This window comes from Streptomyces sp. NPDC006259 (genome assembly GCF_042870975.1).
GTDB lineage: Bacteria > Actinomycetota > Actinomycetes > Streptomycetales > Streptomycetaceae > Streptomyces.
In genome coordinates this window covers 506,573-525,315 of the sequence record NZ_JBIAHY010000005.1, presented here as the reverse complement: position 1 = coordinate 525,315, position 18,743 = coordinate 506,573, and the positions used below count along the sequence as shown (strand labels likewise).

General features: G+C 72.2%; 21 protein-coding genes. 1 reads left to right on the top strand and 20 read right to left on the bottom strand.

The window, feature by feature from the left end:
* Positions 1-63 precede the first annotated feature (63 nt).
* Both ACFYO5_RS23045 and ACFYO5_RS23040 read right to left on the bottom strand, forming a co-directional pair.
* Complete coding sequence (locus ACFYO5_RS23045) at positions 64-1,218, bottom strand: acyl-CoA dehydrogenase family protein (protein WP_388711569.1); 1,155 nt, start codon at positions 1,216-1,218, stop codon at positions 64-66.
* A complete protein-coding gene (locus tag ACFYO5_RS23040; protein WP_388711566.1) occupies positions 1,215-2,276 on the bottom strand; it encodes a ScbA/BarX family gamma-butyrolactone biosynthesis protein in 1,062 nt (353 codons plus the stop codon). The genes ACFYO5_RS23045 and ACFYO5_RS23040 overlap by 4 nt, the downstream gene beginning before the upstream one ends.
* A 166-nt stretch (positions 2,277-2,442) precedes the next feature.
* Here ACFYO5_RS23040 and ACFYO5_RS23035 point away from each other — a divergent pair, with 166 nt between their 5' ends.
* The gene (locus tag ACFYO5_RS23035; RefSeq protein WP_388711563.1) at positions 2,443-3,090 is read left to right on the top strand and encodes a ScbR family autoregulator-binding transcription factor; all 648 of its coding nucleotides are present in this window, start codon (positions 2,443-2,445) and stop codon (positions 3,088-3,090) included.
* 61 nt (positions 3,091-3,151) lie between these two features.
* Here the strand turns inward: ACFYO5_RS23035 and ACFYO5_RS23030 are convergent, their stop codons facing one another.
* The 18 genes from ACFYO5_RS23030 to ACFYO5_RS22945 form a co-directional block, all read right to left on the bottom strand.
* Entirely contained in the window at positions 3,152-3,913 is a 762-nt protein-coding gene (locus tag ACFYO5_RS23030) for an SDR family NAD(P)-dependent oxidoreductase (RefSeq protein ID WP_356565495.1), read from the bottom strand.
* The gene (locus ACFYO5_RS23025) at positions 3,838-4,572 is read right to left on the bottom strand and encodes a ScbR family autoregulator-binding transcription factor (protein WP_388711559.1); all 735 of its coding nucleotides are present in this window, start codon (positions 4,570-4,572) and stop codon (positions 3,838-3,840) included. Before ACFYO5_RS23025 ends, ACFYO5_RS23030 begins: the two co-directional genes overlap by 76 nt.
* A gap of 229 nt (positions 4,573-4,801) precedes the next feature.
* Entirely contained in the window at positions 4,802-6,187 is a 1,386-nt protein-coding gene (locus tag ACFYO5_RS23020) for a YcaO-like family protein (protein ID WP_388711556.1), read from the bottom strand.
* A 4-nt stretch (positions 6,188-6,191) separates the two neighbouring features.
* Positions 6,192-6,335, bottom strand: coding sequence for a hypothetical protein (locus ACFYO5_RS23015; protein ID WP_388711553.1), 144 nt, complete (start codon positions 6,333-6,335; stop codon positions 6,192-6,194).
* The gene (locus ACFYO5_RS23010) at positions 6,332-7,651 is read right to left on the bottom strand and encodes an MDR family MFS transporter (RefSeq protein WP_388711551.1); all 1,320 of its coding nucleotides are present in this window, start codon (positions 7,649-7,651) and stop codon (positions 6,332-6,334) included. The genes ACFYO5_RS23015 and ACFYO5_RS23010 overlap by 4 nt, the downstream gene beginning before the upstream one ends.
* The gene (locus tag ACFYO5_RS23005) at positions 7,648-8,631 is read right to left on the bottom strand and encodes a JmjC domain-containing protein (RefSeq protein WP_388711548.1); all 984 of its coding nucleotides are present in this window, start codon (positions 8,629-8,631) and stop codon (positions 7,648-7,650) included. The genes ACFYO5_RS23010 and ACFYO5_RS23005 overlap by 4 nt, the downstream gene beginning before the upstream one ends.
* Before the next feature lie 68 nt (positions 8,632-8,699).
* Positions 8,700-9,650: a 3-oxoacyl-ACP synthase III family protein gene (locus ACFYO5_RS23000; RefSeq protein ID WP_388711545.1), complete on the bottom strand. Its 951-nt coding sequence runs from the start codon at positions 9,648-9,650 to the stop codon at positions 8,700-8,702.
* Positions 9,651-9,681: 31 nt separating this feature from the next.
* Complete coding sequence (locus ACFYO5_RS22995) at positions 9,682-9,936, bottom strand: acyl carrier protein (RefSeq protein WP_356565509.1); 255 nt, start codon at positions 9,934-9,936, stop codon at positions 9,682-9,684.
* 213 nt (positions 9,937-10,149) lie between these two features.
* A complete protein-coding gene (locus ACFYO5_RS22990) occupies positions 10,150-11,124 on the bottom strand; it encodes a zinc-binding dehydrogenase (protein ID WP_356565511.1) in 975 nt (324 codons plus the stop codon).
* Positions 11,125-11,126: 2 nt separating this feature from the next.
* The gene (locus ACFYO5_RS22985; protein ID WP_388711541.1) at positions 11,127-12,215 is read right to left on the bottom strand and encodes a 3-oxoacyl-ACP synthase III family protein; all 1,089 of its coding nucleotides are present in this window, start codon (positions 12,213-12,215) and stop codon (positions 11,127-11,129) included.
* 80 nt (positions 12,216-12,295) lie between these two features.
* A complete protein-coding gene (locus ACFYO5_RS22980; protein WP_356565515.1) occupies positions 12,296-12,952 on the bottom strand; it encodes an MBL fold metallo-hydrolase in 657 nt (218 codons plus the stop codon).
* 9 nt (positions 12,953-12,961) lie between these two features.
* On the bottom strand, positions 12,962-13,486 hold the full coding sequence (locus ACFYO5_RS22975; RefSeq protein ID WP_356565517.1) for a flavin reductase family protein: 525 nt from the start codon (positions 13,484-13,486) through the stop codon (positions 12,962-12,964).
* 36 nt (positions 13,487-13,522) lie between these two features.
* Positions 13,523-14,344: a hypothetical protein gene (locus tag ACFYO5_RS22970; protein ID WP_388711536.1), complete on the bottom strand. Its 822-nt coding sequence runs from the start codon at positions 14,342-14,344 to the stop codon at positions 13,523-13,525.
* A gap of 26 nt (positions 14,345-14,370) precedes the next feature.
* Positions 14,371-14,982 (bottom strand): hypothetical protein, encoded by a 612-nt coding sequence (locus ACFYO5_RS22965; protein ID WP_356565521.1) that lies wholly within the window; start codon positions 14,980-14,982, stop codon positions 14,371-14,373.
* Between the two features lie 124 nt (positions 14,983-15,106).
* Positions 15,107-15,886, bottom strand: coding sequence for an AfsA-related hotdog domain-containing protein (locus ACFYO5_RS22960; protein WP_388711533.1), 780 nt, complete (start codon positions 15,884-15,886; stop codon positions 15,107-15,109).
* Positions 15,883-16,617, bottom strand: coding sequence for an SDR family NAD(P)-dependent oxidoreductase (locus ACFYO5_RS22955; RefSeq protein ID WP_388711530.1), 735 nt, complete (start codon positions 16,615-16,617; stop codon positions 15,883-15,885). The genes ACFYO5_RS22960 and ACFYO5_RS22955 overlap by 4 nt, the downstream gene beginning before the upstream one ends.
* Complete coding sequence (locus ACFYO5_RS22950; RefSeq protein ID WP_388711527.1) at positions 16,614-17,303, bottom strand: HAD family hydrolase; 690 nt, start codon at positions 17,301-17,303, stop codon at positions 16,614-16,616. Before ACFYO5_RS22950 ends, ACFYO5_RS22955 begins: the two co-directional genes overlap by 4 nt.
* A complete protein-coding gene (locus ACFYO5_RS22945) occupies positions 17,300-18,700 on the bottom strand; it encodes an MFS transporter (protein WP_388711524.1) in 1,401 nt (466 codons plus the stop codon). Before ACFYO5_RS22945 ends, ACFYO5_RS22950 begins: the two co-directional genes overlap by 4 nt.
* Positions 18,701-18,743: the final 43 nt, after the last annotated feature.

The window sequence follows — 18,743 nt, the reverse complement described above, 5'->3', positions numbered from 1 at the left end:
GCCAACCTACCCGCGATCAACTGTCCGTCGGAGCAGGGCTCTTCCCGGCCCGTGCCCCCTTCGTCAGGCGGTGCTGCCGGGGCCGGCCGCCGCGAAGACCGCCTGTGCGTAACCGGACGACGCGGCGTCGAGGTCGAGCATCGGATGACCGGCGGCCGCGGTGACGTCCCGCCAACGCTGTTGCACGGGGTCACCCTCCTGCTGGCTTCGGGCGCCCGCGCCGCGCATGAGACGCCCCACCGCCGTGACGCACAGATCGGCGGCCTTCGCGGCGTCCCTGCCGTTCGCCGCGACCGTCAGCGCGCTGATCTCCCCGCAGTCCGCGCGCCGGGCCGCCTGGTGGAGCAGCAGCCGTGCCGCCTCGATCTCCGCGGCGGCACGGGTCAGTGTCTGCTGCGCGGGGACCGCCTCGCGCACCAGGTTCCCGTCGATCCCCCTCTTCGCCGCCACGGTGCCGACCCAGGCGTCCAGAGCACCCTGCGCGGCCCCGAGGACGGGAGCGGCGAACTGCAAGGGGGCGACCATGCGGTAGGGCACGGCATGGCAGCGGGCGGCGCCCTGCTCGGTGCGCGCGAGAGTCCCGAGGGTGAACGTGCGGTACTCGGGCACGAAGACGTCCGTCACCGCGACCGTGTTGCTGCCGGTGCCCTTGAGGCCGACATTGCGCCAGGTGTCGAGCACCTCGCACGCGGCGAAGGGCACCACGAAGACCCGTTGCTCGCGTACCGTGCCGGTTCCGGTCCAGCTCGCGAGGAGGAGCCAGTCCGCGTGGTCCGCGCCGCTGGCGAAGTTCCAGCGGCCGGTGAGCCGCCAGCCTCCGGTGGAGGCGACGGCCTCCCCTGACGGCGGCACGACCGCGGCGGCCAGCCGCACATCGGGGCCGGCCTCCCACAACTCCCGCTGGCCGGTGACGGGCAGGTAGGCGGCCAGCCGTCCGTGGGCCGCGTAGAGCGCCGCGCACCAGGCGGTCGACGCGCAGGCCTGCCCCAGCACGGCGACGGCCGCGACCAGTTCGGTGAAGGTCCCGGCGACGCCGCCCCAGCGGTGCGGCACGAAGTGGCGGGCGAAGCCCGCGTCCGTCACGGCCCGGGCCAGCTCGCCGGTCAGCCGGTTCAGGCGCTCGACGTCCGCCGCCGTCCGGTGGGCGGTGGTTCGGGCGATGTGCGCCCCGGCCACAAGAGCGGACGCGCCGACGGTATCCGGCACGGGCACGGTCATCGGTGCCCCCCGGCGGCGTCACCGTCAGGCCTGCAACACGAGGCGGGCCCGTACAGCAGATCCGCGCGCACCAGAGTCCTGTCACCCTGGACGGCCGATACGCACAGGGCGGAGGCGTCGTCGGCGGAGGCGGGACCGGACGTGGCACGGGTCGTCACGGTGACCGGCGCGTCGAGTTCGCCGAAGGCCTCGAAGACGAAGGTGCCCGAGCGCAGCAGCGAGGCGCGCGGCGCGCAACCGGTCGTGCGCGTCGCCGCGGGGCCGGCCGCGCGCGCCGTGCCGACGGCGGCCGCCTGGGCGAGGGCCTCGAGGAGTGCCATGCCCGGTATGTGGTCGACCGCGTGGTCGAAGAACACCGGGTGACCGGTGTCCAGGCGGAGCATCCAGGTGTCGTCGTCGCGGGTGGCGGCCAGCATCACGTCCCGTTCCCGCGCCCGTCCGACGGCCCCGGCGGTCAGCGGCACGGCGTCGGCGTCCCCGGGCACGGCGCCGATCGGCTGGGACGGGGAGTTGCGTCGGCGCAGCACCGCGTACCGGACGGGATCGACCGCCTGCCAGCGCAGCCCCACCCGGCCCATGGCCCGTCCGCCGGCCAGGACGACGGCCTCCGCCGAGGCGGCCATGCGGCGCGTGTCCTGCGCCTCGCGGCGAACGACGACGTCCAGAGTGACGGGCGCCGGATGCGCCACGCGGCTTCCCGCCGATGGGCCGACCGCGAGGGTGACCTCGGCGAGCACGAAGGGGTGGTGCATGGGGACGCCGTAGAAGCGGTGCGAGAGGTGGATTCCCGCCTGGCGGACCGTTTCGATCCACAGCAGCGGGTCTCCGTCCCCCCGGGGTCCCGGCTGGTACAGGCCGTGTTCGCGGGGCCAGCGGACGGCGACGCTGAACCGGTCGTCCGCCACTTGTACGGCATTGGTCAGGAAGACCTCCGCGGCGGCTCGCTTGTGGACCGTTGCGCGTAGCGTTCCGGCGTCGGACCAGTGATCCCGCCCGGTCGGCCGGGTCCGCGGTGCGTGCGGGCGCACCTCGGTGGCATGACGATCTGTCCCCTGCATGACATCCCCCGTGTCAGTGGCGGCCGGCCGGTACGACCCGCCGTGAAGGCGACCGGGCCCCGGTCGCGGTTTCGCAACATACCGTCCGGCAGATATGTTGCAAGACCCGCCCGCCGACAGGACCGCACAGCGCTCCGCGAGGCCACGACCGAGAGGGAGGCCAGGCGTGAAGCCGGTTGTCCATTCCGCTTCGCGCACCGTGCGCGCCGGTTCCCCGGGGCGCGGTGCCGCGCCCAAGCAGGACCGCTCCGTCCGTACCCGGCAGCTGGTCCTGCTCAAGGCAGCCGAGTGCTTCGCCGAGAACGGCTACGCGGACACCTCGGTCCTGGACGTCGCCGAGCGGGCGGGCATGACGAAGGGCGCGGTGTACCACCACTTCCCCAGCAAGGAGGTGCTCGCCATCGCCGTGGTCGAGGAGCACTACGCGCGCTGGCCCGTGCTGCTGGCGGAGACGCGGACCAAGGGTCTGTCGCCGTTCGACACCGTGGTGGACCTGCTCGACGGGGTCGCCTCCGCCTTCCATCAGGACCCGATCGTGCAGGCGGGCGCCCGGCTGCAGCTGGAGCGGTCCCTGATAGGCGCACCCCTGCCCGCTCCGTACGTGGGCTGGACGCAGTTGATCACCGAGCTGCTCGCCGACGCGCGGGCGGCCGGCCAGTTGCGTGAGGGAGTGACTCCCGAGGAGGCGGCGCGTCTGATCGTCGCCTCGTTCTTCGGGATGCAGCACATCTCCGACGTCCTGAACGGGCGGGCCGACCTGCCGGAGCGCTGGGCCGAGTTGCGCAAGCTGCTGTTGTCCGCCATCCGGGCCTGACGCTTCCCGGGCCTGACGCGTCCGGGCCCTGACGCGTCCCGGGCCGGCCGGAACGCCGGCCTCAGGACCGGCTCAGCCGCATCGCGCCGTCCAGCCGGATGACTTCGCCGTTGAGCATGGGGTTGTCCACGATGTGCGCGACGAGCGAGGCGAACTCCTCGGCGTGCCCGAAGCGCGGCGGGTGCGGCGACTGCCTCGCCAGCGACTCTCGCGTCTCCTGGGGCAGCTTCTCGACCATGGGGGTGCTGAACAGGCCCGGGGCGATGGTCACCACGCGGATGGCGTGCCGGGCCAGGTCGCGTGCCAGCGGAAGCGTCATGCCCGCGACGGCGGCCTTGGACGCGGTGTAGGCGGCCTGGCCCTCCTGGCCGTCGTAGGCGGCGATCGAGGAGGTGCAGACCACGACGCCGCGATCGCCGTCCGCCGGTTCGTTGCCGGCCATCGCCTCGGCCGCGAGGCGCACCACGTTGAACGTGCCCAGCAGGTTCACGCGGAGGACCGCCTCGAAGTCCTCCAGGGGCAGCGGCCCCCTGCGTCCGAGCGTGCGTCCCGACGCGGAGGTTCCGGCGCAGGTGACGGCCACGCGCAGCGGCCCGAGCGAGGTCGCCACCGCCACGGCCCGGGCGACGTCCTCGGTGCTGGTGACGTCGCCGGGGACGAACCGGGCGCCGCTGCCGAGGTCCGCGGCCGCCTTCTCCGCCCGGGGCGAGGGACGGCCCAGGAACACCACGCGGGCGCCCGAGGCGTTCAGCCGACGCGCGGTGGCGAACCCCAGTCCGGATGTGCCTCCGGTGACGAGTGCGACGGTGCCGTTGAGGTCCATGGTGGTTGCTCGCTCCTCAGCGTCTGTGCGGGCTCTCCCGGCGGCTCGGGTGACCGACGGGGAATGATGGCGTCTATGACCTCCCGTACGCGTTCGACGACGTCCGCTCGGCCCGTGAGCACCCAGGAGATGTGCTGCGCCCCGTAGAACGCGGCGACGAGCACGCGGGCTAGGGCCCTCGGGTCGGCGTCCTCGGGGAGTTGGCCGCGCAGCTTGCCCTCGGCGAGCAGTTCACCGACGGCCTCGATGAAACTGACGAAGGGCGTGGGGAGCTGGTTGTCGAAGAGGAACAGCTCCTTCTGGAGCCGGACCGCGGACTGGAAGACGGTGTCCCGGCGCAGCACCGCCGTCGTCCGCGTGATCAGCTCGGCGGCGGCGTCCAGGGGTGACAGCGACGACTGTCTGACGTCCTTGGCCACCGCGGCCAGCCGGACGTAGTACTCGTCCATGACCGCGACCGCGAGGGCTTCCTTGTTCATGAAGTGGAAATACACGGCGCCCTTGGTCACGCCCGCGTGTTCCGCGATGTCGACGAGTGTGACGTTGGCGAACCCCGTCTTCGCGAAGAGGTCGGCGGCGGCCTGCAGGATCTGGCCGTAGGTACGGACCGCGCGCTCCTGTTTTAAGCCTCTGTGGCGCGGGCTGTTGCTTCTGTTCATGGAAGAGGGCTGTTCTTCTGTCGCGGCCATGTGCGGCTCCTGCCGTCGATCTCGTGTCATGGGTCTGCGTCACGTGGACGCGTGTACCGCTCCTCGGCACTGCGGGACTCGCGGACGTCTCGTGTGCCGGGCGTACACAACATACCTTTGGGCAGGTTTCGTTGTTCCCAGGACCACTGGTACACGCCGGAACAAATCAGGAGTGCGGCTGGATCGAGATACGGCAGGGTCATGAGTGCGGCATGGGGAAGGTGTTGAGCTGCTCCTCGCCCAGTGCGGACGGGTGCCACCCCAGCCGGGCGCCGGCCCCCCGCATCCGTCCGCCCCCCAGGGCGGGATAGGCCGCGGGCGCCGCGCCCACGCTGCCCGGGACGACGACCCGTACCGCGTGCGCTCCCGCCGCGGCCGCCCCGGTGGTGGTCAGGTCCACGGTGATGACCTCATGACCGCGCGCCCGGACCCGGTCGAGCAGCACGCCGAGGCCGCTCCCGGGCAGTACGGGCACGTCCGCCCAGCTGCCGGGCGGCAGGTCCCAGGCCCAGGGGGCGACGCGGTCCGCCGCACGCCGGTCGAGGTACACCTGCTGCTGGCACAGCTGCTCGACCACGTCGGAGAAGTCGGCACGGTAGGAGTCGAGGTAACGGCGGTCGCGGCGCCACGGCTTGAGCGGTGAGGTGCGGCCCGGGGTCCGCGGCCGCGCGGCCGGGTTGTCCAGGGTGCGGCAGGTGAGCTGAAGGGTGTACGCCTCGGCCAGGGCCTTCGCCGCGGCTTCGACCGGATCGGCGCGGGCCGCGAAACCGTACGTCAGCCAGCCCTCGTCCCTGCTGCGCACTCCTGCGGCGAGCACCGGGACGCCGAACTCGTTCTCCACGTACGCGAGCCGGACGTCGAAGTCCCGTGGGGCCCCGCCGATCAGCTCCAGGAGGTACGGGGTGGGCTGAAGGGCGGCCAGCGGGTGGGCGTTGGCCCACCAGACGGCCGCCGCGTCCCGTTCGATCACCTCCAGCAGCCCCGACACGACGGCGTGTTCGGCGGTGGCCCCCGCCGCGGTGCCTCCCAGGGCGGGGAAGGCGTACCGCGGTTCGGGCCGCTCATGGGGCATGCGCCGCCAGGCGGTGTACACGAGGAAGGCGGGTACGTACACCGGTTCGTCGCGGTCGGCGAAACGGCCCTCGACCCAGTGGGCCGGCGAGACCGGCAGGAAGGGGCGGAAGGGGAAGCCGGGCGTGGCGTACTGGCGCGGCGAGTACAGCACGAGTCGGCGGGGGTCCAGGGCGGGGACGCCTCTGCGGATCAGCTCCCGGTGACTGCCGTACACGACGCGGCCGGGGTCCGGCGGTACGGCACCGCACAACCGCTCGACGGCTTCGCCCTCGGCGCTGCGGCGCGCCTGCTCGGGACAGTCCCAGGAGGTGCCGAACGCCTGCCCGTCGGCCTGCCAGGGCTGGGTGGTCGCGTGCTGGGCCAGGTCGCTGACGGCCAGGCGCAGTGCGGGCGGGGTGCCGCCGGGGCCGGTGAGGACGCGGGTCGCGGCGATCAGGTCCCGTGGGCCGGGGCCCGGCGCCGGGCAGCTGCAGCTGCCCGGGCCGGACTCCTGGGTGTCGGTGGACGTCATCGGTTCACACGTACGCGGCGACACAGTTGTCGACGATGAGGAGTTCTTCCTCGTCGACGTAGGCGGACACGCAGTTGTTGGCGATGAGTTCCGCCTCGGCGTCGACGTAGCCCGCGACGCAGTTGTTGACGACGAGCTGCTCGTTCATGGCGTGCTCCCTTCGGTGGCGATCCCTCTCCCGGGTGCGGGAGAGGAGTGGGGAAGCGGGGTGCCGCTTCCGTCCCGTACGGCGTTCGTGACACCCGTACGGAAGCTTGTGTGGCGCGCGGTGATCAGCGCGCAGCCGATGCCGGCGGTGGTCCCCAGGACCGCGCACCCGGTCCACAGCGTGGTCTGCCCCCACCGGTCCAGGACCCAGCCCCCGCAGGCCGGGGCCAGGAAGGCGGCGATCGACCAGGCGCCGCCGTACATGCCCTGGTAGCGGCCGCGTTGGTGGGCCGGGGCACGGTCCGCGGTGACCGCGATCCCGGCCGGAGCCTGGAGGATCTCGCCGACGGTCCAGATCACGACGGTCAGGGCGAACATCCCCATGCTGCCGGCGAGCGCGGTCAGGCCGAACCCCCAGCCGACGAGCACTCCGCCGGCCAGCAGGACCAGGGGCCGCGACCGTCGGCTCGCCAGCCGGGTCAGCGGAATCTGGAGGAGGACCACCATCAGGCCGTTCACCGCGCTGACCAGGCTGTACATCTGCGGAGAGTGTCCCTCGCCGGACATGACCACGGGCAGGGTGGACGTTCCCTGCTGGAAGACCGCCGCGAACACGGTGGTCATCAGGACGAACACCATGAACGGGAGGTCCCGGTGGACCGGCACGGTCGGCGGGGGCGGTGTCGTGGTCGTCGCGTGCGGCGCCCCGGGCGTCTTCGGCGCGTGGGGCGGCCGTGTCTCGGGGACCTTGACCAGGACCACGACTGCGCACAGCAGCGTCGCGCACGCGTCGGCCAGGAAGATCAGGGTGTAGCCGTGGGTGACCATGAGTCCGGCCAGCACCGCGGACACCGCTCCTCCGGCGTTCAGCGCCCAGTAGTTGAGGGAGAAGGCCCGCTGCCGGTCCTGCGGGCGGACCAGGTCGGTCAGCGACGCCTGCATCGCCGGCCGCACGGCGGTGGCGCCGATCCCCATCGCCAGCGCGGCCAGGGCCACCGCCCAGGGGGCCTCGCTCAGCCCGAGCAGCGCCATGCTCACCGCCGTCCAGACATGGGCGGCGACCATGGTCGGGCGCCGCCCGATCCGGTCGGCCGACGCCCCGCCCAGAAACGTCCCGATGATTCCGCCGAGCCCGATGGACGACAGGACCAGCCCCGCGGACGAGGCCGAGTAGCCACGCCCCGCGGTCAGCGACAGGGCCAGCATGGGACCGGCGAAGCCGCCGATCCAGTTCACCAGGATGCTCAGCCAGATCCACCAGAAGGCCGACGGCAGGCCGCGCACCATCGCCGTCCGGCGGTACACCGCCCCAGTCATCGGGGCCCTGATTCGACCGGTCCACCGTGCGGGAGGGAGAAGCGCGGCCGTGCCGGAGCGCCGGCGTCGAGTTCGGCGGCCAGCTTCTCCAGCAGACCCGGTTCGGCCGCGGCGTCGGCCAGCACCCGGCGCAGGGCGGCGTACCAGCCGTCGGCGCGCTCCGCGTCGGCGAACCGGGGCAGGTCCTGCCGGACGATGCCGTGTTCGCCGACCAGGTGGACGAGCAGCCGCCGCAGCAGGTCGCCGGCTGACGGCAGCCGGGTGCCAAGGGTGAGATGTGCGGACGGGGCGCCCTCGACCGCGCGGACGGTGTGCCACCAGCCGCGCGGCAGGTAGAGCACGTCTCCGTCGGTGAGTTCGCCCGACCAGGAGACGGCGCCGGCCGCCGGGCGCGGCGGGTTGCTCAGGACACCGACGGGGTGCTCGGTGGTCGGCGGGTGGATGTCCCAGCGCTTGGTGCCCTCGGCCTGCAGGATGAGCACGTCGTGGTCGTCCCAGTGGGTGTGAAAGCCCTGCTGGGCGCCGCCCAGGTTCACATAGAGATTGGCCTGGACGAGGGCACCGAGCGAGCGCTCGACCTCCGCGACCAGGTCCCGCAGGGGGGCGTGGAGTTCCTCGACGCCGTCGACGACCAGGGTGGCGCCGGCCGCCAGAGCCTCCTGCAGCCGGTCCGGCCGCAGCCTCGTCGGACGTCCGCGCCGTGCCAGTTGCGGTACCGGTTCGGAGCAGGACGCCAGGGACATCCCGTCGGCGGACCGGACCAGGTGGACGCGGGCCGCGTCGGCACGGTGCGAGGCGAGGACCTCGTTGAGCTGGCTCCATCCGAAGAGGCCGGTGAAGCGCCGCTCCCGGCCCCGGATCAGGACGGGCTCCACGCCGAGCCGGTGGCGGAGGAACGCGGACTCGGTGAGCGGACTCAGCAGGCCGGCGAGACCGTCGGCGGCGGCGCAGTGCGCTGCGCCCGCGATGAGAGTGTCCACAACGACTCCGATGCTCCGTGGTCTGTTCCGGCCCCGCGGGCCGTCAGAGGGGTGTGCAACTGCGGGTGTCACGCGGTTGCACGAGGGACTTTCCAGCCGATGACGCCGGCCGCCCAGGTGAGACCCGCGCCGAAGGCCGCGAGCCCGACCAGTGCGCCGGGACGCAGCGCCTGCGTCTCCTGCGCGGCCGTCAGGGCGATCGGGATGGAGGCCGCGGACGTGTTGGCGACCTTCTCGATGTTGAGGAACACCTTCGCGGCCGGCATCTCCAGGCGTCGTGCGACGGCCTGCACGATGCGGGCGTTGGCCTGGTGGGCGACGAAGAGGTCCAGGTCGTCGGCGGTGAGGCCGCGGTCGGCGAGGACCATGCCGGTGTGCCCGGCCATGGCGTCCACCGCCGCCTCGTAGATGTCGCGTCCCCGCATCCGCAGGAGCCGGTCCTCCTTGCCGACGTACAGCAGGTCGATCTGCGTGCCGTCGGAGGCGAGCGCGAAGGAGGGACGCAGCGCGTCGGGGTGGGCCGAGACGACGACCGCGCCCGCCCCGTCGCCCAGCAGTACGGCGGTGGACCGGTCGGTCTTGTCGGTGATCCTGGACAGCGCCTCCGCGCCGCAGACCAGCACATGCTCGGCCCGCCCCGTCTCGATGGCCGCGATGGCCTGGTCGAGGGCGTACAGGAAGCCGGAGCAGCCGGCGGACACGTCGTGGGCGGCCGGGCGGACGGCGCCGATCCGGTCGGCGATCTCCACGGCGATCCCCGGGCTGATCCGGTCGGCCGTGGAGGTGGCCACGATCACCCGCTGGACGTCCTTGGCGTCGATGCCCGCGTCCGCCAGCGCCCGCTCGCACGCCGGGGTGGCGAGGTCCGCGAGGCGCTCGTCGTCGCGGAGCCAGCGGCGCTCGCGGATGCCGGTGCGCTTGACGATCCAGGCGTCGGAGGAACCGAGGTGGTCGAAGTCGCTGTTGACGAGGGTGCGTTCGGGCAGTGCCGCGCCGGCACCGGCCAGGATGACGCTCACGAGATCCGGCTCCCGCCCGTCCGCGCGGCAGTCACAGGCCCGCCCGGCCGTGAATGACGTCGAGGGCGTCCTGGACGACCACCACGTCCTCGAAGTCCCTGGGCCGCACCTCGACGCCGAGCTGCCGCTTGACCGCCGTACCCAGCTCGGTCATGTCGAGCGAATCAAGGCCGAGGTCCTCGAAAGCGGCCCGGGTCTCGACCTCGGATTCCTCGGCTCCGAGTCGTACCAGCTCGGTGAAGACGAATTGTTCGACGAACTCTCTGGTGAGAGCGGGACTGGCCATGAAAAACTCCTCGATTTATCTCACGAATTCTGCCGGGAATTCGTGTCCGGAAAGAAGCTAGACGCCGCCGGGTGGAGCGTCAAGAATATTCTCGTTCAACTGTTCCCACCCTCCGCCCGGCCGCCCGGACAATGGCACGGAAAACCGGGGAAGGCCCTATTCAGGGGGCGATGAAGGAGAGGTGTTCTCCTCGCCGGAGGTCCGGCGTGCGCGTCAGGCGGGCGGGGTGAAGACGACCTTGCCGAAGACGCGGCCGTCCAGCAGGGCCTGGAACCCCTCACGCGCCCGGGCGAGCGGCAGCACCCGGTCGACCACCGGGCTCAGCCGGTGGACCGCGCAGAACCGGGAGAGGTCCTCCAGTTGGCCGCGGGTGCCGAGGGTGGAGCCGACGACCGTGAGCTGCCGGAAGAAGATGTGCGTCAGGTCGGCCGGCGGCATGGACCCGGTGGTGGCGCCGCTGACCACGATCCGGCCGCCCGGCCGTACGCTGCGCAGCGAGTGTGCCCAGGTGGCCTCGCCGACCGTCTCCATGACCGCGTCGACCCGCTCGGGCAGCCGCGCCCCGGCCGGAAGGACGGCGTGGGCGCCCAGCTCCCGGGCGCGGGCCCGACGCTCCTCGGTGCGGCCGGTCACCCACACGCGATAGCCGGCGGCCGAGCCCAGTGCGATCAGCGCCGTGGCGACGCCCCCGCCGGCGCCCTGGACCAGAACGCTGCCACCGGGCTCCAGTGCCGCCCGGTCGAAGAGCATCCGGTACGCCGTGAGCCAGGCGCCCGGCAGACAGGCGGCCTCCTCGAAGGACAGCCCCGGCGGCTTGGGCACCAGGTTGGCGCGGGGAACGGCGACCCGCTGGGCGAACGTGCCGTCGTACTCCTCGCCGAGCACCGTGCGGCGCGGGTCGAGGGTCTCGTCACCGCCGCCGGCGGCCGGGTCACCGATCACCGAGTGGACGACGACCTCGTTGCCGTCCTCGTCCACGCCGGCCGCGTCGGATCCGAGGACGACGGGCAGCCGCTGGCCGGGGGGCGCCACACCGCGCAGGGTCCAGACATCGTGCATGTTCAGCGCGGCCGCACGGACCGACACGGTCGTCCAGCCCGGTTGCGGTTCCGGTTCCGGCCACGCGCCGGCGTACAGGCAGCCGAGCGGGTCGTCGCGGTCGGTGCCCTTGGCCGCCACGGCGAACACGGTCAGGCCTCGTCGGGCGCGAAGTGGCGGAAGCAGGCCGATCCCCACAGGAAACCGGCTCCGATCGCGGCCATCATCACCAGGTCTCCGTGCCGGACGCGGTGCTCCATGGTCTCGTGCAGAACGGTGAACACGCTGGCCGCGGCGGTGTTGCCGTAGCGGCCCACGGTGGTGGGGACGCGGTCCGACGGTACGCCCAGGGCCAGCGCCGCCTCGTTGATGATGTTGAGGTTGGCCTGGTGCAGCAGGACGTGCTGGACGTCGTCGAGGCTGACGCCGGCCCGGGCCGCCGTCAGCCGGACGCTCTGCGGCAGCTTCTCGGTGGCCATGTTCCACACGGCCTTGCCGTTCATCTTCAGGTACTGGTCGCGGTCGTCCGCGGTCCGCGGGGTCGTCGGCCTGCGGGAACCGCCGGCGGGGATCTCCACCTCGTACGACAGCTCGTCGTCGGTGTCCCAGGCGAGCAGCCCGTAGCCCGGAGCGGTGCGGCCGAGGAGCGCGGCGCCGGCGGCGTCGCCGAGGAACACCCGGGTGGTCCGGTCCCGTGGGTCGGTGGCGCGTGACCCGGCGTCGGCGCCGATGACCAGGACGTGCCGGAACGCCTCGTTCTGCAGCAGGTGCGCGCCCGTCAGCAGGGCGTAGATGCCGCCGGCGCAGGCTGCCTGGGTGAGGTCGAGCGGCATCGCGTTGCGGGCGCCCAGGGCCTCCTTGATGATCAGGGCCGTGGACGGCAGCGGCTGGTCGGGGGTGAAGGTGGTGACGATGATGGCGTCCAGCTCGGCCGGGTCCAGGCCGGCCCGGGCCAGCGCTTGGCGGGCGGCCCGCAGCCCCATGTCGGAGGTTGCCTGGGTCTCCTCCAGGAAGCGCCGTTCCACGATGCCGGTGCGGGAGGTGATCCACTCCTCCGACGTGTCGAGAGTACGGGTGAGTTCCTCGTTGGTGACCACCCGGTCGGGAACGTAGAGCCCGGTCGCGAGAATGCCCACCGGATGTGTCAGGCCCCTCGCGGGATTCACCGCTTCGGCTTCGAGGAGCGCCGTGCCGGATCCCGCGACGGAAGCCGGTATCGCGTCGAGAACACTGTCCTTCATTTTCCCCACCCCGTTCTGGTTGCTTCTTTTTCCACGGCCCCGGAAAAGGACCGGATGCCTTTTTTCTCGACAGCGGCCGTTCACCAGCCGCGGGCGCGCCATTCGTCCAGGTTCGGCCGCTCGGCGCCGAGCGTGGTGTCCTTGCCATGGCCCGGATAGACCCATGTGTCGTCCGGGAGTGCGTCGAAGATCTTCGTCTTCACGTCGTGGAAGAGGGACGCGAACCGTGCCGGGTCCTTCTGGGTGTTGCCGACACCACCCGGGAAGAGGGAGTCGCCGGTGAAGGCGTGGGCGTGTCCGCGCGGGTCACGGTGGATCAGCGCGATGCTGCCCGGTGAGTGACCGACCAGATGCCGGGCGGTCAGTTCCGCCTCCCCCACCCGCACCACGTCCCCGTCGGTGAGCAGGACGTCGGCGGGCAGCGGGAGGCCCTCGGCGTCGTCCCTGCCGACGAGGACGCGCGCACCGGTGGCCTCGACCACCTGGGGCAGCGCACGGTGGTGGTCCCAGTGCTGGTGCGTGGTGAACACCGAGGCGAGTCCGCCGTCGCCGGCGAGGGCGAGCAGCGTGTGCGGCTCGTCGGCGGCGTCGATCAGCAACTGCTCGCCGGTCGCCCGGCAGCGCAGCAGGTAGACGTTGTTGTCGATGGAGCCGACCGAGGCCTTGGTGATGGTCAACAGACTCGTCTCGCGTACGTCCGGGGGGCCACCGGCCCGGACGACTCCTGTGTAGGTCATGTCGTGTCCTCAGTGCTGTTCGTGAGTGGGTACGACACGCGGCGTTCGGCCCTCGGCCAGGCGCGTGTAGCGGCCGGAGTGGAAGATCAGCGGACTGCTCCGGGGCATCACGGCCCACCGGTCGGCCCGCGCCACCACCAGCTCGTGGTCACCGGCCGGATGGACCGTCTCGACGACGCAGTCGAGCCAGCCCAGCCCGTCCGCGAGCACCGGGTGGCCGGCGGGCGTGTGCGACCAGTCCAGGCCCACGAACCGGTCGATCCCCCGGGTGGCGAAGGTCCGGCACACCTCCTCCTGGTGGGCGCCCAGGATCGTGATCGCGAAACCCCCCGCGGCGCGGACCGCCGGCCAGGTGGTCGACGAGCGAGCTGCGCACAGCGCCACGAGCGGCGGGTCCAGCGAGACCGAGGTGAAGGAGTTCGCGGCCATGCCGACGGGCCCGTCCCCGGTCTGCGCGGTGACCAGGACGACCCCCGTACCGAAACGGCCGAGGACGTCGCGGAAGGACCGCTGGGTCAGCAACGCGTTCTCCATGTGTCGGACTTCCGTTTCGGGGCCCGCGGGGCCGGGTCAGGGTCGAGTGGTGAACTCGGCGAAGGACGGTGCCGCCAGGCGCAGTTGGGCGTGGACGTCCCCGCCCAGCCCGTGGTGTCCGATGGCCCCGCCGTAGTTCCGCTGGTGGCTCATCCACAGCACGATGACGTTGACGACGCGCTGGGACGCCTCGGGGGTGCCCGGCGCGGGGAACGGGTTGGGAAGGGCCGCGTTGTAGGTACCGGCACCCTTGTGGTCCGTGACGAAGACGTTGGGCACGCCGAGCGGGCTCGGATGGGCCGGCCCGCCGGGATCCAGGTCTCGCAGCCGTACCGACATCACGGTGTAGAGGCTGTCGGGGATCAGTCCGGTGAACGTGCCGCGGAACTCGGCCGCGCGGTCGTCGTCGACCGTCGAGACGGTCAGTTCGCCGGCCGCCTGCGCCCACTGGCCGAGAGTCACCGGCTCGGTGAGCCTGGGGCCGTCCTCCGGCTGCAGGTCCGGGATGGGGACCTCGTGGAAGGCGTAGCTGGGGCGCTGCACCGCGAACGGTTCGGGCACCTGCTCCGGGGCGAAGACGGCGGGGTAGTTCAGGCAGGGCAGCGGCAACGGCAACGTGTACAGGACCATGTCACGGTCGGCCGGATCGCTGAGGTCCGGGGACAGCTCCCTGACGATCGTGTACGGCTCGTTCTGTCCGAAGGGCGGCACCGGGCTGTCCTTGGAGACGATCGCGCCGCCCCATGTGGTGGTGACGCCACCGTCGGGGCCGGGCCGGTTGACGGCGCCGACGACCACGAAGTCGCCGTCGGCGTTCATCACCTCGCTCGGCGGGTAGAGCGGGCCCTGCGTCGTCATGCTCAGCTGGTAGGAGCGGCTCGTCGTCACCGCGCGTCGACCCGTCGGTAGACGCGGGTGTAGAGCCCGTCGTCGGTGACGAAGCGAGGGTGCGCCTGCCGGGCTATCTCCGCGTAGCGTTCGGAGGCGAAGGTGGGCAGGTACTCCTCGGGCTCGCAGGAGAAGCCGGAGACGAACATGACGCCCGGCTCGGTGCTGAGCACGGAGTGATAGGCGAGGAACGCCTCGATCCGCTCGGACTTGTGCACCTCGGCGAAGATGGTGTCCACCCGCCAGTCCAGGTACTCCTCCTTGACGGGGGGCTTCACCTCGACGTGACGGAGCTGGACGTAAGGGGTGTCGGGCAGTTCGCCGGCGACCGGCTTGGGCGCCTCGACGAACTCCAGCACCTGGCGCCGTACGTCGCCGGTGGACAGCGGGGCGAGCGCCCCGGCCGCCTCGCGCCAGCCGGCGGTCAGGTCGTCGAGCTGGGCGAGGCCGCTCAGCGGGGTCAGTTCCAGCAGGGTGGAGGCCTCGGTGCTCCGGTAGAGGACGGCGCCGTCGACGACGGGGGTCTGGGACTGCCAGACGGCGATCGCCTTGGCCGTCTCGGCGGGGTCCACGGGGATCTCGGTCACCAGCAGGAGTGGGGCGGTCATGGGTGTCCTTCTGTTCTCGCCGGCCGACGTGCGTCGGCATGAGGATGGGGTGCGCACACGGGGGTGCGCGTGAAGCCGTGGGAGTCCGGACGGCGGGCCGGGCAGCGGAGGTTCTCCGGCCGGCTCAGCCGGCCGGGACGAGGTCCGCCGGTGCGGGCAGTCCGCGCAGCGCCTGCCGCACGGACCGCTGGGCGCCCCGGGCCTCCTTGCGTGCCATCAGCTCCCGGTCGAACGCGGTGCCGACCATGCGGACGCCGGCCGCGTGCAGCCGGGCCTGCCCGAAGTCGACCTGGACGTCGAAGGAGAGCAGTTCGGGGTCGCTCAGGTCCGCGCCAAGGACCTGACACCGGATCGTGGTCTCCAGGGGGAAGACGAAGTTGCGGAAGGTGGTGTGCAGGCTCTCGAACACGTACGCGTAGTGGCGTTCGGGCCAGCGCGAGGCGTAGTGGCGCTCGCACACCGCCAGGTACATCTGGCGGGCCGCCTCCAGCAGCACCATGCCCTGGACGTGGCTCGCCTGGTGGTCGAGCTGGAGTTCCTCGTCGTTGTCGATGCGCAGCGAGGCGGTGAAGGTGTGCTCATCCGTCCGGGTGAGCCCGGCGATCAGCACGTTGCGCTCGCGATGCTTGTGCGTCTCGGCGCGGGTGGCGGGCGTTCCCCGCTCGGCGCGCAGGATACGGGTGCCGTCCGACATGCCCTGACGCGCCAGTTCGGCGACGATCAGCTCCCAGTCGTAGGGGCTGACTCCCTGGCCCTCGGCGAGGACCAGCGGGCCGACGGGATCCTGGGCCGGCGGCCGGAGCGCACCGGCGCGTATCTCGCTCACCAGCCGGGACACCGTCACGGCGCCCGTCTGGTCGGCGAAGGCCGCGTAGCGGTCGCCGACGACGAACAGCGTGTTCACCGGCCCCACTGCCAGGCGTCGAGCTCCACGGTGGAGACATGAGCGCGGGGGGAGCTGGTGAGGATCTCCAGCGTCGCGTCGGCGACGTCCTCGGTGCTCATCATCCTGGCGCGCTGCTCGGCGGTGAGGGTGACGGGCATGTTCTCGGCGAAAAGGGTGTCGACCTTGTCCAGGACGATGCCGGACACCCGTACGCCCCAGGGCCTGGCCTCCTCGGCGAGTCCCTTGGTCAGGCCCTCCACGCCCCACTTGGAGACCGAGTAGGCCAGTCCGCCGCCGGGGGCCGAGGCACGCCTGCCCCAGATCGAGGACATGTTGACGATGAAGCCGTCACCGGCCCGTTTCATGTGCGGCAGGACGGCACGGGCCGCCACGAAGTAGCCGGTCAAGTTGGTGGAGAGGGTGGCGTCCCACACCTGCCGGGAGGTGGTGAGGACACCGCCCGGGTGGGCGACCCCCGCCACGTTCAGCAGGTGGTCGAGCCGCCCGAAGCGCTCGATCGCCTCGGCGACGGACGCCTCCACGGCCTCGCTGTCCGCCACGTCGTGCACGGCGGTGAGTACCTGTTCGTGCGGCCAGCCCTCTTCCGCGACGGCCTTGTGCAGGCCCTCCGCGTCGTGGGAGTGCAGGACGAGCCTGCACCCCTCGGCGCCGAGCCGCCCCGCCAGCGCGCGGCCGATCCCCCGGTCCGCCCCCGTGATGAGGGCGACCTTGTCCTGAAACCTGGTCACCTGTCGTCCCTTCGTCCACCGGCCGCCGGCAGAACCGGCCAGCCCTTCTTGTCCGCGATGTCACCCAGCACCGCGTCGTCGCCCACGACGACGGGATGTCCCACCGCGCCGAGCATGCCGAGGTCGCTGGAGTGGTCCCCGTAGGCGAAGCAGTCCGAGGCGGCTACGCCCAGGTCCGCGATGGCTTTGGTCACCGCCTCCGTCTTGGCCGCGCCGATCATGGGCGTGCCGACGTCGCCGGTGTACGTGCCGTCGGGGGCCGTCTGCGGGTCGGAGCACAGCACGAGGTCGGCGCCGAGGTCCTCGGCGATCGGGGCCAGGCAGGCCTCGAAGGATCCGGAGACCAGCACGACCGTGTCCCCCGCAGCCCGGTGACGCTCCAGCGCGGCCACGCACGAGGTGACGAAGGCTTCCGGGAGCCGGCGGTAATCGGCGTACCAGGCCCGGCCGGCCGCCAGGACGTCGGCGGCCGGGGCACCCGCGAAGTTCCGGTAGTAGGCACGGTTGCCCACTTCCCGGGGCAGGCCCTGCGTGACGGTGGCGCGCAGCGCGTCGGCCTGCCGTCGGTACAGCGTCCCGTCGTCCCCGTTGGCCGCCAGCCAGAGGCGCAGGAACAGGAACATGCTCTTGGCGGTGATGAGCGTCTCGTCGACGTCGAAGAAGGCGGCGCGCCGGACTTGGCTCACCCGGTACCGCCCGGCACGGTGGCCCGGGGCTTGCGCAGGACCGCCGCGATGACGAGCAGGGAGACCGCCGAGCTGATCGAGACGATCACCGCGGCCGTACGCAAGGTGCTGACCGTGCCGAGCACGGCCACGCCCAGGGCCACGCCGGCCTGTCGTGAGGCGCTCAGCGCGCCCATGGCGGTGGCCGCGTACTCCGCGGGAGCGGCACCGGACATGTCGGCGGTGACCGCCGGGATCACCGAGGTGCCGGCGACGGTCAGTCCCAGCATCAGCACGATGAGGAGGGGAAGCGGGGGGTTGGATCCGGCGAGGACGAGCCCCAGGCCGGACACGAGGCTCACCGCGAAACCGACCAGGATGACGGGGCGGGAGCCGAACTTGGCGACGGACCGTCCGGACAGCCACGGCAGGAAGCAGGCGGGCAGCGTCATCGGCAGGAACGCCAGTCCGGTCTCCAGCGGAGAGTAGCCCCGCACGTGGATCATCCACAGGGTCAGGCCGAAGAAGGTCCCGTAGAAGACGAAACTCGCCATGGCGCCGGCGAACAGGTCCGCGCGGACTCGGCCCAGTTTCATCAGGGCGGGCGGCAGTACGGGGGTCTCCACCTTGCGTTCCACGGCCCCCAGCGCGACGAACGCGGCGATTCCGAGGGCCAGGGACACCAGGGGGACGGGGCGGCCCCAGCCGTTGGAACCGGCGTCGATCAGACCGAAGGTGAGGGCGCCCAGCCCGAGGATGGACAGCGACAGGCCCGCGACGTCGACCTTCTTGCGCGTCTCCGGCCGGTGGCCGCTCAGGCCGCGGGTCGGCAGCAGCGCCACCAGCACGATCAGCGGGTTGACGAGGAACACCCAGCGCCAGCCACCGAGGTCCACCAGCGCACCGCCGATGACGGGGCCGGCGATGAAACCGCAGCTGCTGAGCGCGGCCCAGGAACCGATCGCCCGGGACCGCCTGGCCGGCTCCGGGTACAGCCGGGCCAGCAACGCCAGGGACGCCGGGACGAGGCCGGCGGCCGCCGCTCCGAGCAGGGCACGGCCCACGATCAGGCTGGTCGCGTTCGGCGACGCCGCGCAGGCCAGCGAGAGCAGCGCGAACAGCGCCAGGGCGAGGCGGTAGACCCTCCGGGGGCCGAGCCGGTCCGCGACCGCTCCCGAGGCCATCAGCAGGCCCGCGAAAATCACGGTGTAGGCGTCCGCGGTCCACGGCAGCTGGGCCGCCGAGGCGCCCAGGTCGGCTTTGACGTCCGGGAGCGCCACGTTGAGGATCGACACGTCGAGGATGACGAGGAAGTTGCCGACCACGAGGCCCGCGAACAGCAGCGCGCTGGTCCCGCGCGCCGTGACACCTCCCCCGCCCGCCGACACCTGGGACACCTTGTCCCCAGAGATTGTCATGTGAACTCCAATTCAGAATGCTGTGACATCAGTGGTCCGGTGC